This is a genomic window from Paenibacillus sp. PvR133 (assembly GCF_017833155.1).
Taxonomy (GTDB): domain Bacteria; phylum Bacillota; class Bacilli; order Paenibacillales; family Paenibacillaceae; genus Paenibacillus; species Paenibacillus polymyxa_B.
On the sequence record NZ_JAFIBS010000001.1, the window covers coordinates 2050490 to 2065804 of the forward strand.

General features: G+C 47.4%; 10 protein-coding genes. 8 read left to right on the forward strand and 2 right to left on the reverse strand.

Annotated elements, in window-relative coordinates:
- Positions 1-96: 96 nt before the first annotated feature.
- The 7 genes from JOE49_RS09125 to JOE49_RS09155 all read left to right on the forward strand — a co-directional run bounded on the left by JOE49_RS09125 (position 97) and on the right by JOE49_RS09155 (position 9796).
- On the forward strand, positions 97-1491 hold the full coding sequence (locus tag JOE49_RS09125; RefSeq protein WP_209940945.1) for an MFS transporter: 1395 nt from the start codon (positions 97-99) through the stop codon (positions 1489-1491).
- A gap of 55 nt (positions 1492-1546) precedes the next feature.
- On the forward strand, positions 1547-3553 hold the full coding sequence (locus JOE49_RS09130) for a beta-galactosidase (RefSeq protein WP_209940946.1): 2007 nt from the start codon (positions 1547-1549) through the stop codon (positions 3551-3553).
- A 133-nt stretch (positions 3554-3686) separates the two neighbouring features.
- Entirely contained in the window at positions 3687-5486 is a 1800-nt protein-coding gene (locus JOE49_RS09135) for a sensor histidine kinase (RefSeq protein ID WP_209940947.1), read from the forward strand.
- A complete protein-coding gene (locus JOE49_RS09140) occupies positions 5483-6550 on the forward strand; it encodes a response regulator transcription factor (RefSeq protein ID WP_209940948.1) in 1068 nt (355 codons plus the stop codon). The genes JOE49_RS09135 and JOE49_RS09140 overlap by 4 nt, the downstream gene beginning before the upstream one ends.
- Before the next feature lie 218 nt (positions 6551-6768).
- Positions 6769-8049: an ABC transporter substrate-binding protein gene (locus JOE49_RS09145; protein ID WP_023986929.1), complete on the forward strand. Its 1281-nt coding sequence runs from the start codon at positions 6769-6771 to the stop codon at positions 8047-8049.
- 38 nt (positions 8050-8087) lie between these two features.
- Positions 8088-8972, forward strand: a complete 885-nt coding sequence (locus JOE49_RS09150; protein WP_023986930.1) for a carbohydrate ABC transporter permease — start codon at positions 8088-8090, stop codon at positions 8970-8972.
- The gene (locus JOE49_RS09155) at positions 8969-9796 is read left to right on the forward strand and encodes a carbohydrate ABC transporter permease (protein ID WP_013308681.1); all 828 of its coding nucleotides are present in this window, start codon (positions 8969-8971) and stop codon (positions 9794-9796) included. Before JOE49_RS09150 ends, JOE49_RS09155 begins: the two co-directional genes overlap by 4 nt.
- A gap of 235 nt (positions 9797-10031) precedes the next feature.
- Here JOE49_RS09155 and JOE49_RS09160 read toward each other — a convergent pair whose 3' ends face one another.
- Positions 10032-10430, reverse strand: coding sequence for a hypothetical protein (locus JOE49_RS09160; RefSeq protein ID WP_209940949.1), 399 nt, complete (start codon positions 10428-10430; stop codon positions 10032-10034).
- Between the two features lie 173 nt (positions 10431-10603).
- On the opposite strand from JOE49_RS09160, the gene JOE49_RS09165 reads away from it, so the two are divergent.
- Complete coding sequence (locus JOE49_RS09165; protein ID WP_025722283.1) at positions 10604-11650, forward strand: hypothetical protein; 1047 nt, start codon at positions 10604-10606, stop codon at positions 11648-11650.
- Positions 11651-11927: 277 nt separating this feature from the next.
- Here the strand turns inward: JOE49_RS09165 and JOE49_RS09170 are convergent, their stop codons facing one another.
- Positions 11928-15227: a DUF5695 domain-containing protein gene (locus JOE49_RS09170; RefSeq protein ID WP_209940950.1), complete on the reverse strand. Its 3300-nt coding sequence runs from the start codon at positions 15225-15227 to the stop codon at positions 11928-11930.
- Positions 15228-15315: the final 88 nt, after the last annotated feature.

Consider the following 15315-nt stretch of genomic DNA (forward strand, 5'->3'; position numbering starts at 1 on the left):
GCGTTTACAAATGCTATAGTATAAGCTTTTACATAAAAGAAAGCGCTTATATGTAGATTTTTTGAAAGCGATGCCATATTGTAATCAGGAGGAGCTATGGAAACAACATCGAAAGAACGTGTATCGTATTACGTTTACTTTTTGGGGAGCAACGCAATTCTCTGTCTGGTCGCCTCTTTTGCGATGCTATTTTATACGGATTATGTTGGCATATCTGTTTCTATTATCGGTACTTTATTCGTACTAGCCCGTATATGGGATGCCCTTAGCGCTCCGATCTTCGGTGTGATCATTGACCGAGCCAATCTAAAGGGCGGCTTGTTCAAACCGTGGACGAATCTGGCTTCCATCATTTTGCCGATACTTACTGTACTTATTTTTCTCGTTCCTAATAATGCGTCGCTTACCGCCAAGGTGATTTATATCGCCGTTACGTATCTGGCATGGGAAATGTGTTATACGATCAGTGATGCGCCTGGCTTTGGGTTGGCTACACTGATGACGAAAAATACGCATGAACGTGATCTGTTAATGTCCAGAGGCCGGACGATGGTCTTCTTGGGTTTTATGGTCATCTCCTCATCTTCGGTAGCTGTGGCCAATCAGATATCATGGCCAATTTTGGCACTGATTGTTGCCATAGCGGGTTTGATACTCATGAACTTTACTCGCTTTAATGTCAAAGAACGGTATTCCAACAAGGCGGAGAAGGTTACGCTCAAGCAAATTATGACGTATCCATTGCAAAACAAGCAGCTTTTATTTTACCTGATGTCGTTTATGATGCTGTCTATGACCAATCTGCAAGGGATTGTCGTCAGTTACTTTGCCTTATACAACTTGAAAAATCCTATTTATATTTCCATTCTCATGTTCATTTCCTTGGGTGTGCAGCTGCTCACTGCGTTGATTTTACCACCAATTATTAAAAGATTCGGCAAGTGGAAAGTGAATGTCGTCAGCTTGATTGGATTGTTTACTACGGGCTTGTCCTTATTTGTAATCGGTTACAGTAACCCTGTTGTCGTATGTGTATTTGCGGTTCTTTTCGGTTTGTTCAGCTCTGCACCACAGCTCATGGTACCGATGTTTACGGCCGATTGTGTGGAATATGGCGCATTCAAAAAAGGCGTACGTGCCAGTGGTACCGCTTTTGCTACCCAAACGTTTGCAGGAAAACTGGGGGGAGCGGCAGCCAGTGGAATCGTCGCTTATGCGCTTGCCTTTGCAGGCTATATCCCGAATGTACCGCAGACCGGACAGGTTCTCACATGGATATTCGCGCTCTATGCAGTAGTACCTGGAGTGGGGGCCTTAATTACGGCAGGTCTGTTTGCATGGCTGTACAAGATTAAAGAAAAAGACGTAGAGGGCTGGCTGGCAAGTGCGAAAAAAAATCTACAACAGGCAGATTCTGCGAAGCAGGGTGTAGCCGACAAGACGATATCCGTTCCATCCCTGAAAAAACCGCAAAACAGCCACGGTGTTTGAAAATAACCTTATATAGCTCCACATATCCTAACGAACCTAATTGGAGGACGACTTGATGAAAAAGCTACTGTACGGTGTTGCCTATTATGATGAGTATATGCCATATGACCGTTTGGGCCAGGATATCCAAATGATGAAGGATGCGGGCATCAACGTGGTGCGGATTGCCGAATCCACTTGGAGTACGCATGAACCGCAAAACGGCGTGTTTGATTTTACCTCTGTGGATCGGGTGCTGGACGCCATGCATAAGGCGGGCATCGAAGTCATTGTGGGGACGCCCACCTATGCCGTACCCACATGGCTGGTGAAGGAGCATCCTGATGTATTGGCAACAACGCCTCAAGGTCCGGGCAAATATGGAGCTCGCCAGATTATGGACATAACGAACCCGGTGTACCTGTTCCATGCCGAGCGAATCATACGCAAGCTGATCGGACGGGTGAGTCAGCATCCGGCGGTCATTGGCTTTCAGACGGATAATGAGACCAAGCATTACCACACGAGTGGGCCCAATGTGCAATTGCAATTTGTAAAGTATTTGCGGGAGCGGTTCGAATCGCTGGAGGAGCTAAACCGCAAATTTGGTCTGGACTACTGGAGTAATCGCATCAATAGCTGGGAGGACTTTCCTTCGGTGGTCGGAACGATTAATGGAAGTTTGGGCGCAGCCTTTTCCCAATTCCAGCGCAAGCTGGTGACGGATTTCCTGGCATGGCAGGTCGCGCTGGTGAATGAATATAAGCGGGAAGACCAATTTGTTACGCAAAACTTTGATTTTGAATGGAGAGGTCATTCCTTTGGTGTTCAGCCAGACGTGGATCACTTTGCGGCATCGCAAGCCTTTGATGTGACTGGGGTGGATATTTACCATCCATCACAGGATGATCTGACCGGAATTGAAATTTCCTTCGGTGGCGATGTAGCGCGTTCGACGAAAAATAACAACTATCTAGTGCTGGAAACGGAAGCGCAGGCTTTTACCCACTGGGTTCCCTATCCGGGGCAATTGCGTCTGCAAGCGTTCAGCCATCTGGCTTCTGGAGCCAATATGGTGGCATACTGGCACTGGCATTCCATCCATAATTCCTTCGAAACCTACTGGAAGGGTCTGCTCAGCCATGATTTTGAACCGAATCCTGTGTATGAGGAAGCACAGACCATAGGGAAGGATTTTGCAAGATTGTCTCCGCATTTGGTCAACCTGAAAAAGAAAAATAAAACGGCGATTCTGGTCAGCAACGAAGCATTGACGTCGATTGACTGGTTTAAATTTAATATGAGCAGCCCGTTGAATTACAATGACATCGTACGCCGTTTGTATGACGAGTTGTATAAACTGAATATCGGGACGGATATTGTTCATCCAGGTACAGAATCGTTTGACGACTATGATCTCTTGATCGTCCCGGTCCTCTATTCTGCCCCAGACGCACTACTGGAGAAGCTGAACCGATATGTGGAGAAAGGTGGTCATGTAGTATACACATTCCGAAGCGGATTTACTGACGAGCATGTGCAGGTGAGAACGTCCCGGCAGCCGGGCGTGATTAGCGAAGCCTGCGGCATTCATTACAGCTTGTTCGTGGAGCCGAAGAAGGTGACGCTCAAAAATAATCCTTTTGAGGTGGCACCAGAGTACAATCAGGTAGATACGTGGATGGAGTTGATTACCCCGACGACCGCCGAAGTGTTGGCCTATTACGATCACCCGCATTGGGGGAAATATGCCGCGATTACGCAAAACCGCTATGGTCAGGGAACAGCGACCTACATCGGCTGTATCGTCAGCCCGGCGGTCATCCGCGAACTATTCAGCTCTGTAGCCAAAAAGGCGGGAGTATGGGGAGTGGATCAGGAAACGTCTTATCCGATCATTGTTAAATCCGGCACAAATGAGCTGGGACGGACAATCCGGTACTATTTTAACTATTCCGAACAAGCAGGCTCGGTGGTATATCCACATGGAGACGGCAAGGAGTTAATCGGGGGGCGTACAGTTATCCAAGGACAAACGCTTCCATTAGAGCCTTGGGATGTTATAATTATCGAAGAAGCGTAAATGATGAATAATGAGCTGAAACCAACTTACGAATAATATCATATAGGTATTCTCCGGGAGTATCCGGTAAATGAAGCGCCCCTGCGAATTGCGGGGCGTTTTCGCATATGGCTGAGTAGAGGAGTGCATCGCTATGCCAACCCGAGCAGTCCGCTGGTTCCGGGCGCTGACGGCCCCGTATCGACGCAGCATTCAGCTTAAGCTGATCTTGACGATGATTGTTCTATCTGTGCTGCCGGTCATTGCTGTCACGGTGCTGGCTGCGGAAAAAAGTAGAGCTTCCATGGAAACTGAAGTGGTAGAGACGAACATGTCCAATATGAAATGGACGGGGATCTATATCAGCGACCAGCTAGATCGTCTGAATCATCTGATTTACAGCATTCAGATCAGCCCTGATCTGAGCGATTATTTGAATGAGCGCGAGCCTGACAATCTTTCGAGCCAATTTAATGCCCAGCGAAAAATGCTGAATACGATGGCGAATGTGTATTATTCGGCCGGAAGTCATGTGATCGGCATCCAGCTTTATTTGAAGCAATCGCAAACCCTGTTTACCTTTAATAGCATGCAAAATGAAATTACGACAGTGAGCGGTATTCCCTCACAGTATGCCGAGATGTGGCAAGCGAATAAGGATTATTCGATTCGTCCAAGCTCTGCTGACCCGGAACGCTTTACTTTGACGCGCAGTATTCGGCGTTTTGAAGATCAGAAGCAGACGGGAGCTATTTCATTGGATGTATTGTGGTCGCAATTCGATCAGACGCTGGGCCTGCTGGGACGAGGGGATCAGCATCAGGTGCTTATTACAGATGCGGATGGCAGGGTCATGTATCCAGCACAGGCTCGGCAGTCGCCTCCACCTGCAGGTGTGCTGACAGCTCTTCGTGACGTTAAGCCGGGCCCTGGAGTGATTCAAACTGCTGAACATTATGTGTTCTATAATGATCTGGATGTAGTTGGGCTAAAGCTGGTCAAAATCGTACCCACTTCCTCCATTAACCACAGTGCCTTTTCAACCATGCTGTATGGTATTATCGTAGGCGTGATTTCAATTCTGGTTTCCATCTGCATTGCCGTTTTCATCGCATGGCGAACTGCACGTCCGATTGTTCATTTGGCGCGTTCCGTACAGGAGCTGGATATGATCAAAGGACCGATTGGACAGCCAAGTACACGCCCGGATGAGATTGGGCTGCTGGAAAGAAGTCTGCATGGGATGGCAGGCCGAATTCGCGAGCATATTCAGGCGGAATACAGTATAAATTTGCAAAAAAAGACGGCTGAATTGAAAGCGCTCCAAGCGCAGATTCATCCACATTTTCTGCAAAATACGCTGCAAATGATCGGAAGTATGGTATTTTCTCAAAAGCCGGAGGACACCTATGAAGTCATTCGGTCGCTGAGTGAGATGTTCCGTTACGTGGTACGGGAACCTCAGGATTTGGCCTCTTTACGCGCAGAGCTTGACCATGTGGGACACTATATGCGCATCCAGCAACGGAGATTTCCACAAAGATTGGTGTTCCAGGTGGAGACGGAAGAACAGGCGATGGATATTCGACTGCCTAAGCTATCGCTTCAGCCATTGTTGGAAAACGCGTTTCAGCACGGTCTTGATCGAAAGGCGGGGGCATGGCAAATAGGGATTCGGGTGGAGATTATGAAACAAGATGTGTGTATTACGGTTTGCGATAATGGAAACGGCATGGCCCCGGACAAGCTGGAAAAACTACGGGCAAAGCTGGAAAACGAGTCGGAGGAACCGATCTGGGCGCAGGGTAGTCATATCGGATTGAGCAATGTGTCTTCACGCATACGGATGAATTTTGGAGTGCACTACGGAGTGACGATAGATAGTGAGCAGGGAGTCGGTACACGTGTCACCATCCGCATTCCATTCACCTCAGCAGAGGAGGGAAAAGTATGATCAGAGTATTAATTGTGGACGATGAGCCGTGGAACCGCGATATTCTGAAGACATTTGGCACATGGGAAAAACTTGGAATGTTGGTAGTGGGTGAGGCTGAAGACGGGGACGAGGCGTTCAGGCTGGTCGGGGAGTTAGCTCCCCATATTGTGATTACTGATATGCGCATGCCGGGTGCGGACGGAGTGGAGTTGCTGCAAGCACTAAATAACCATTGTCCTGATGTGAAAATCATTGTCGTGAGTGGATATGATGACTTTGCATATGCCAAACATGCCATCCGTTATAAGGCCGTCGATTATTTGTTAAAGCCAGTCAATCCTGTCGAACTGAATGCAGTGCTACTCAAATGCAAAAACGATCTGGAGGTCAAGGTGGCCGAACAGCAGCAAGAAGCGACAGAGCTGGATTATGAGTTTTTTCACAGGTTGACCCGGTATAAGCAACTGCTGCGTCTTTATTTTAATGAGCTGAACTGTGACGGGGTGAACTTAACCTGCAGGCAGGTTATGCAGGAGCTGGAGAGTTATGGAGCACCAAGTCCACATATGCTAGGCAGGCTGGTGCAGGAGCTTCTTTCCCTGCTGAAAGAGCTCGCAGCGGATAACGGGCTGGATAATTCTACGACAAAGGTAGGATTTCCACTGCCGCAGGATGCCGTGTCCTCTGTAGAACATGCGCTGGAATTCGTATCGTCGTGCTATGTTCAGGAACTGGATCAGCTCATTCGGCAGCGGAAATACAAAAACAAACTGAATTTAGAAGAGGTACGGCGATATATCGACAGTCACTTTGCTGGGCCGATTACACTGGAGCAGTTGGCGAAAAACTTTTTTGTGAGCAAAGAGTATATGAGCAAGGTATTTAAGCAGGAGTATGGTCAAAATGTAACGGACTATATTGTAGAGCGAAGAATGGAAAAGGCGCGGGAATGGCTGGCCAATAAACAGATTTCAATTAAAGCAGTTGCGGAGATGGCAGGATATGAGGATGTGTCTTATTTCTATCGGGTATTTAAAAAGCATTTTGGCATGGCACCCGGTGAAATGAGGAAGGAAGTTTAAAAAAGTCCAATTCAATAAGCTAAGGGTGTCCAATGGCAGAAGTGACCTCCCACTCTATAATGAAAGCGTATACAAAACAAGCGGTACAAAGGAATTTGGCCTTACGAAGTTCGCACAGAGCTGAATAGAGGTTGAAGACCGGCGGCATAGCTGCTTTGAATAACAGCTGATTTGCCGATGGGTAACAGTTATTTTCAAAATAGGGGAGGTCATTTTTCATGAAAGTGTGGAAAGGTGTATTGAGCACGATGCTGGTTGGCACGTTATTGGCCGGGTGTGGAGCGAATTCTTCAGGCAGTGACAGCAGCGGTTCCGGTGGAGACGGCAAAACGGTGAATCTCAAAATGTTTATTGCTCAGCCCCGTTTGAAGGAGCACTACGATAAATACATTAATGCGTTCGTAGCGAAAGAGAAGAAAGATAAAAATATCGACGTTACGGTCCAACTGGAGATGCCGCCTGCTGACAACGCCGCACAAATTTTGAAGACAAGACTCGCATCCAACGATGCGCCGGACGTATTTGCATTGCACGCGGTGAATGAAATTCCTCCGTTTTATAAAGCGGGCTATTTGGAGGATTTGTCCGGTCAGCCTTTTGTTAACAAATTGATGGATAGTGTGAAGCCTTCGGTGACAACCAAAGACGGAAAGGTCGTAGCGGTTCCTTTGGAGACGATCTCATGGGGCTACTTGTACAATAAAAAGATATTTAAGGATTTGGATTTGCAGCCGCCGGGAACGTTGACCGAAATGAAGGCTGTGGTCGAGAAGCTGAAAGCGAATAATGTGAAACCGTTCCTGTTGTCCTACAAGGAATCCTGGATTCCACAGCTGTTTGTGCCACTTACGGCAGGTGCAATGATGAACACACAGAATAAGGATTTTATCGACCGGATGAATCAGGATAAAGGCTCTTTTTCCGAAATGAAGAGCATGTTCGATATTATTGATCTGGTGAATAGCAACGGTACTGACAAGGCGCTGGAAATCGGCGGGGATGATGGATCGGCTGCGTTTGCCTCGGGTAAAGCGGCGATGTGGATTCAAGGGCCGTGGTTTGCGGAAACGATTTTAAAATCGGATCCGAAGATGGATTTTGGGGTAGCACCGCTGCCGATCAATGACGATTCCAATGCGACATTGATTAATTTGTCCACTTCGACTTCGCTGGCTGTATCCTCTACAAGCAAGAATAAGGAGGTTGCGCTCGATTTTGTTAACTATGTGCTGGATGACAAGGATTCTAGCGCGTTCTATGAAGCATTGAAATTTAACCCGATCTCCAAAGTGCATACGTTTAAAAGCTATCCTTGGGTTAATGACGCTACCGAATACGTGAAAGCAGGCAAGTCGTACCAAGATCCATCTATCCCGCAAGCGGTTAAGGACGAGGCAGGCAAATCGCTACAATCCTATTATGCTGGTCAGCTCTCGCAGGATGACGTAATTAAGGCGCTGGATAAGGCATGGAAATCGTATAACAAAGTGAACAAGTAACGGTAACCTACAGAATTACACCGGGAGGGAGAGACTCCATGCCTTTTAAAATCTATAAAAAATACGTCATGTTACTGGCGTTTACAGCCCCGGCGCTGATCTTTTATGCTATCTTCCTGCTCATTCCAACGATCAGCGGCATGTACTACAGCTTTACAGACTGGAACGGATTGAATCCTAATTACAGCTTTATCGGCTTGGGGAACTTTGTGGAATCGTTGAAGGAAGACCCCGATTTTCTCAATTCCCTTTGGTTTACCCTTAAATACGTATTGGTCATGATTGTGCTGCAAAATGTACTGGCACTGGCACTGGCAGTGTTGATTGAGTCGCGTACACGTACCAAAGGATTTTTTCGGACGATATTTTTCATGCCCAATATGATCAGTACCATTATTAGCGCATTTATGTGGACCTTCGTTTTTTCTTCCGTGCTGCCACAGATCGCCGAAAAGACGGCTATCGCATTTTTGGGCCAATCGTGGCTGGGCGATCCGAAAGTATCTTTCTTCTCAATTATTATCGTGTCGCTCTGGAATGGTGTCGGTTATATGATGATCATCTATCTGGCTGCGCTTCAAGGTGTACCACAAAGCTTGAAGGAGGCTGCTATTATTGACGGGGCGAACGCATTTCAGACATTGCGAAGCGTAACGATGCCAATGATTACTCATGCGATTACGATCTGTTTCTTCCTGACGCTGAATGGTGCCTTCAAAGTGTATGAGGTCGTATACGGACTGACTGGCGGGGGGCCGGGGCGCAGTACACAGGTGATTACGATGAACATTTATGAGGAGGCGTTCTCCAACAACTTCCGTTATGGTTATGCGAGCGCCAAATCCGTTATTTTGTTCGCAATCGTTCTCATTTTCACCCTGATTCAGCTGCGTGTCATGAAGAAGAGGGAGGTGGAGGCATGAGGCTGAAGAAAGCCAATTCCTTGTTGATTACGCTGATTCTGTGCGTGGGCGCAGTCGTGTCCTTCTTCCCAATCTACATGGCGGTAATTAACTCGTTTAAAACACAGGGTGAGATGTTTGCATCCTTTACGGCGCTGCCGACGAAGCTTCACTTTGAAAATTACAGTCAGGCTTTTCATCAGACTCATTTGCTGAACAGCGCTCTTAATTCCACGATTATTTCTTTTATCGGCATTGGTGGCATTGTGATCTGTTCGGCACTGGCAGGCTACAAGCTGTCTCGTACACAGGGGAAACTGAGCAGTGCGATTTTCTTCCTGTTTGTCGCATCGATGCTGGTGCCGTTTCACTCTATTATGATACCGCTTACGCGAATGGCAAAAGATTTGTCCGTTCAGGGCAGTACGTACGGCTTGGCCCTGATCTATATCGGCTTGGGTGTGAATATGGCGATCTTTTTGTATCATGGATTCGTCAAATCCATTCCGCGTGAGCTAGAAGAATCCGCGCAAATGGACGGCTGTAATGAGTTCCAAACGTTCTTTCGCATTATATTTCCTTTGTTGCTGCCGATCACAGTTACCATCGCGATTTTGGATTTTCTGTGGATTTGGAACGACTTTTTGCTTCCATTGTTAATGCTGACGGATGTAAACCATTACACCCTGATTCTCTCGACCAATATGCTGTTTGGAGAGTACAACAAGGATTGGTCGCTTATTCTGGCCGCACTTGTGCTGACCTCCATCCCGGTTATCCTGATCTATGCCTTCTTTCAGAAATTCATCATGGAGGGCATTGCGGAGGGAGCGGTTAAGGGATAACTGGAGACGGCGGGCAGTCAGATGGTACTTCCCATCGCCCTCATATCATAAAGATCAAAGCCTTCCTATAAACAAGGAAGGCTTTTGTTTTGGAACAACTGTACACCCAACTTTCACTTCGAGAAAATGCTGATAATAAGCATTTTGCATAAATCCCAAGAGCGTTTTCAAATCAGTAATATATAGATCGAAACGCTTTAGTTCGTCTATATATTGTACTTACGAGCGTTGGAAATCAATTATGCAAAATACTGATAATAAAAAATAAAAGCGAAATGATGATCAAAAATAGATATATACTAGAAATCCGTTTTCCAATTGTAGCTCCAAACTCCTTAGGATTTTTATATCCAATGATTAAACTGGGAATAAAAAAAATACTGGATAGAAAAATGGTGTAGTGAAACCTAGTATTATCAACACTGTTAGACCAGGTGGGCAATCCTAAAAAGGAAAGCAACTGGTCTCCCAATATGTAATTACCAAATTCGAAAGAAACAGCCATACCAAGAAGAGATAAAAGCAGTGAAAGTGATCCCCAGCCTATTTTTTTTCTGTTTTTTCTCAACAATTCAAAGATAATCAGTAAAATTACAATTGCTTGTATGCTGTATGTCAACATGATTGAAAACATAAAGTACCTCCTTGAACATCAGAATCAAATGATAAGATGTCAATTTCGGAAATGAGTATACCATTTTTTGGAATGTTTTCATATGCCTTTCAATACAGCGATCGTATGATCAAATGGAACGCGAAGCGGCCTTAGCCATACAATATTTCATCTGAATGTAAAAGGAGATGATTATGTTGGCTACCTTCTCGGCCGCGCTTCAAGTGAAAAAGCGGATGGCCAAGCGAGTCTTAAAAATGTCCGGTGTCCACGGCATTGGCGTAGGGTACAGGGACCCTGCCCATCCCAAAAGAGGAGCCGCTGTCATTGTGTACACAGACCGTCTCGTTTCGGCCTCTACCGGACTCCTGTCGGCCACCGCATTAGGAAAGAAAACGAACGTTCCAGTCCGAATTGTAAAGACTGGAAAGATCAGAGCCAATGCCACGGACTACAAAGTGCGCATACGCCCGGTCATCGCCGGCTACAGTGTCGGGACGATTGAAGGCTCCGGTTCAACCGGACTCATCGTTGCTCCAACTGGAGCGCCGGCGACACGTTATCTTTTTAGCAATAACCATGTCCTCAATCCCTCCAATACAGACAATCGAGAGGCTACAATTCAGCCAGGCGGAGCCGATGGTGGGACGGTTGCCCAGGATCGTATAGGACGGCTTTATCGTTACGTACGCTTGAATCCCACCGGAACGAACCTGATTGATGCGGCGCTTTCGCTTCCGACCCGTAACAACTTGCTCAATCCGCGTTATGCTACAGTAGGAGCGATTCCGGGTCATGTGACCGCTTATCGCATAGGGGAAAGATTGAAGAAGGTAGGGCGTACGACCGGGCGGGTCAATGGCACGGTAGAGTCCGTCTATACGGACTTGCAAATCAATTATGGTGGAGAGTTGGGCTTACTGACCTTCGAAGATCAGACGGTTATTAGAGGTACGACTCCCGTATCACTACCTGGGGATTCCGGCTCTGTATGGCTCAGACAGTCAGATAATTATGCAGCTGCGGTCAACTATGCAGGTACGGCAGATGGTCGCTTATCCATAGCCTTTCCGGTGCAGTGGGCCATGCAGGTATTCAACACACGGGTAGCCCGCCCCAACGGGGCAGGCAGAGTACTGAGGGTAGATACAGGATCTTCCCCTCGCTCCTATACTAGGCAACTCACTAGTGAGGAACTGGTTCGCTTAAGACCAAGAACGACACGCATTAGACGGAGCTAAACGCCCTCCAGATGGAAAAGTTGCCGCTGATCGTCCCGGTAAGGCGGTCGCTTTAAATGCTTTCCATAGGGTGGCTCGCTCGGAAGCATCATCTCCCCGGATTTCTCCCCTGATTACAGACTTAACTTAAGAAATCCGGGGGTAGAGCTAATATAAGCAAGAATCATTCACGATACCAATCATTCACGACACAAATGATTCACGACACAAATGATTCACAGTACAAATCATTCACAATCTAAAACGTTAACGGCATGAATGAATGCGTAAATGTATTCTAATCTGCTCCTTCGGCATATGAACGGGCTCCCTCATCATGGGCTGTAATGGTGCTGCTTGCAGAGGCCAAGCCCCGGATTTCCTGAGCGGTCAGGGCTCTGTTGTAAATGATCAGTTCATCCACTGCACCGTTCAGGTAGGGATCATCAAACTGGGATTTCCCAATATAGTTCCGGTCTGTCAGTCCAAGGCTGGAAGGCTTCAGCGTCATGTTGGTGTTACGCGTCGCCTCTACACCGTCCACATACATCATTCCAGTATTGCCTGACAAAGTCACGGCGACATGCTTCCAAACCCCTGTTGCCAGCTCTGGCGCATTCAACTGTTGTTCCTCTCCGTTCCCCGAGACGGTGATAGCAAAGCGCATACCAGTTCCCTCGGCCTTGGGTGTCAAAAACATATACCGATCCGTGCCTGCTCCAAAATCAAACAGGCGTGCCCAGCCGTTATGCGTGTTCACCCGTACCCACGCGGCAATCGTAAAGTCATTTATGCTGCTAACGATACCACCGGGCAGACTAGCATAGGCGTCTGTACCGTTAAAGTGCAGGGCATTGCCTTTTCGTCCGGCTCCCCACGCGCCTCCACTTACACTGGCCTGCTGTCCATAACCTGATGAATCGGCTGCGGTAGATCCGGCCGTTTCGTCAAATTCATAACGGGCTACAATGTCTCCGGCGGGAGACGGGTTGTCTGTACTCGACTGGATACGGATATCATAGTTGGCTGCCGTACCAATATTCAGTCTGACCGTGGTCGCAGAGCTGTTAGCAGCCGTGACGGACCCGGTTTTTGTGCCATCTACAAGCACGTCATACGTACCTGCCGCGAGTCCGGTCAAGCTCATAACGGTGGTATGAGTCGTGCCTGGGGTCATATTTTTCAGTGTCAGACGGATGTTGTTCTTGGACTTGGACACGATGGCCGAGCTATATTGATCCCGATTCAGCTCCAAACTCAGCTTTTGGGTGATCAGATGCAGTCGTTGGAATACACCGTCCTTTGGAGTAATCGCGTAGCTGTTACTGCTTTCTGTAACGTCACAGCCATAGCCGAACAAGCCGAATATTGGATCTACAGCAACATCCGAGCTTAGGATTTTGATGGCTCCAAACAGTCCCAGATCGGCTTCCCCGGACATGCCGCGCCATCCGTTAAAGAGAGGGCCGCCGTCCAGACCAAGTGCGCCATAATTGCCTTTGCCCGCCTGATATGTCCATGATACTGCCCCGATGTTGGCAGGATCAGAGCTGATCTGTCCCGAGTTAATCGCTCCGATGTTCGCCAGCTTGGCGGCATAGGATAGACGCTGATCCACTTCGGGCTTGGACGAATGCCGACGTGTCCAGTCATCCATCACATAGCCGGCAAGTGAGGTGGTGTACTGGAAGTTCCACCAATTCTCTCCGGTGATGGTGACCGGATCGGCGTAATAGTACCAGACAGGCATATGACCGCGTGCAGCACGCGTTTTGGAGTTGATTTTGCTCATCATCGTCGTGTTGTTGTTCATTTTGGCGAGTGTATATACGGCTTCTTCGCCTGTATTGTCATAGTTATACTCAGAGCCATAAGGATAGGTGGTGTTTTTGAAATTGTTGTACTTGGTAGCCATTTTGCCAATCAGGTCGTTAGCCTCGGTGGTCAAGCCTTCTTCCTGAAGCGCTTTAATCATATCAGGTGTAGTTAGCTCACCCATGAGTCCCGTGTTCCAGTTATAAGCAACAGGGCCTTCATACAACGCTTTAAAAATACGATAAGCACGTAGCAAATATGTGTTTTTGCTATTGCGATAGCTGATCAGGTTGGGATACAGCTTGGCAATTTTATACATGCTAAAAAACGTATTATAAATGTGCGGATAGGCATAGCCACGGTACGTTGGTGTCGTGTTAGGCTGCGGCATCAGGAAATCAGGGACCAGATAATCGGTATGATGGCCTTCCATCAAATTCGTCCAGATGGCTACTTCCAAATAATCATCGACTGCCTTGATCTCAGATGCCACGGGCTTCTGAACGTTTTTCTCCGCCAGAAACTGGCCGTGAGTTAGTCCCCAATCATCACCCCAGCCCCAGTAACCAGCAAAGCTGTTGCGTCTAGCCTTGTACTGCATCATCCAGTCATCAAAGACCTTGTCCCTCAGGTCGCCCGGCACGTTCCATTGGGTGCTGTTGACCATGAAGGTAGAGTGACGCTGAAGTGCAGCTTCGACTGGCTCGATGGCATAGAACTGGAGAACGGTTTTTTCGCCGTTACCATAGTTTACAGTAATATTGTTATGTCCCAGTCGTCCCAGTGTAAGTTCATATATTTTATGGTTTGTAGGGGCTGTTTCCAGATAGCTGATGGTCGTTTCAGACGGATATTGCGCTGTGACAGAGGTAATGGATTTGCTGGTATGCAGATCGAATTTGGCCTTGAGATTGGTCGGGAAAATCATGCCCGGAACCACGGTCACATCCACATGTCCCTCACTGTACAGCCTGTCCTTTACGGCCTGCTCGTCCGCTACCTTGTAAAATTTAAAGGCATACGTTTTGCTTTCACCAGGAGCCAGCGACAGACTGGTGCTTCCAAGATAGCCACGGTTGGTGCTCTTGATGACATTGGAATGGATATAGAACACATTCAGTCCTTCGGACCAGCCACCTTGCTCCATAGCCCATGTGCTGCCGGGATGCTCCTCAGTTCTCCAATGGTCCTGATATTCGAGACCAGCACCCGTTGAGGCATCAGGGATCAGCAGTACATACGGTCCGATGCCGCTAGGTCGTCCAGCGGTAATAAAGGAGCTGTTATGGCCTACAAAGGAGTGTGAGAGTACTCTGGTTTCATAAATTTGTTCATTATTGCCGCCGGACCAGTACTCGTTAAACGGAAGCGGCAGTCCCCAATCTCCGATTTCCAACGTTTGATTAGAGGTGTTCGTTACTTTCATTTGCCAGTGCAAATAATCGTTAACCAACGAATAAGTTTCATGTAAAATGAAATTACGTATTCCCTGATTGTTTGATGAATTCTGATAGGCTACCTGGACACTGTTTCCAGAAGAGGTGATCTGGCGCGCATCAGCAGAATTACTTGTCCATGCCCGAGTCCACGCTCCGTTGCCGAGACGATAGGTGAACATCAGTTCACCTAGCCACTGATGATCCGACGTATTCTGTTTAGGTGCGTTAGAGCTGTTCATGACATAGTTGGTATTAAAAGTGTCCCCTACCAGCCGCAAGGAAGAGAGATCCCCGTAATCTCCGACAGAAATAGAGAACACTTGATTAGACAGCTGTACTGCCATGCTATCAACCTCCTAACAAAGGTTCGTGAGCGTGCTCACAACGTTAATATATGTGTGAGAAATACTTTTGCTACCCTATGTATGAGAA

Excerpts from the sequence above, each read along its gene's own strand:
- JOE49_RS09125 (WP_209940945.1), top strand. The coding sequence starts at position 97 with ATGGAAACAACATCGAAAGAACGTGTATCGTATTACGTTTACTTTTTG.
- JOE49_RS09155 (WP_013308681.1), top strand. The coding sequence starts at position 8,969 with ATGAGGCTGAAGAAAGCCAATTCCTTGTTGATTACGCTGATTCTGTGC.
- JOE49_RS09145 (WP_023986929.1), top strand. The coding sequence starts at position 6,769 with ATGAAAGTGTGGAAAGGTGTATTGAGCACGATGCTGGTTGGCACGTTA.
- JOE49_RS09150 (WP_023986930.1), top strand. The coding sequence starts at position 8,088 with ATGCCTTTTAAAATCTATAAAAAATACGTCATGTTACTGGCGTTTACA.
- JOE49_RS09160 (WP_209940949.1), bottom strand. The coding sequence starts at position 10,430 with ATGTTTTCAATCATGTTGACATACAGCATACAAGCAATTGTAATTTTA.
- JOE49_RS09130 (WP_209940946.1), top strand. The coding sequence starts at position 1,547 with ATGAAAAAGCTACTGTACGGTGTTGCCTATTATGATGAGTATATGCCA.
- JOE49_RS09170 (WP_209940950.1), bottom strand. The coding sequence starts at position 15,227 with ATGGCAGTACAGCTGTCTAATCAAGTGTTCTCTATTTCTGTCGGAGAT.
- JOE49_RS09140 (WP_209940948.1), top strand. The coding sequence starts at position 5,483 with ATGATCAGAGTATTAATTGTGGACGATGAGCCGTGGAACCGCGATATT.
- JOE49_RS09165 (WP_025722283.1), top strand. The coding sequence starts at position 10,604 with ATGTTGGCTACCTTCTCGGCCGCGCTTCAAGTGAAAAAGCGGATGGCC.
- JOE49_RS09135 (WP_209940947.1), top strand. The coding sequence starts at position 3,687 with ATGCCAACCCGAGCAGTCCGCTGGTTCCGGGCGCTGACGGCCCCGTAT.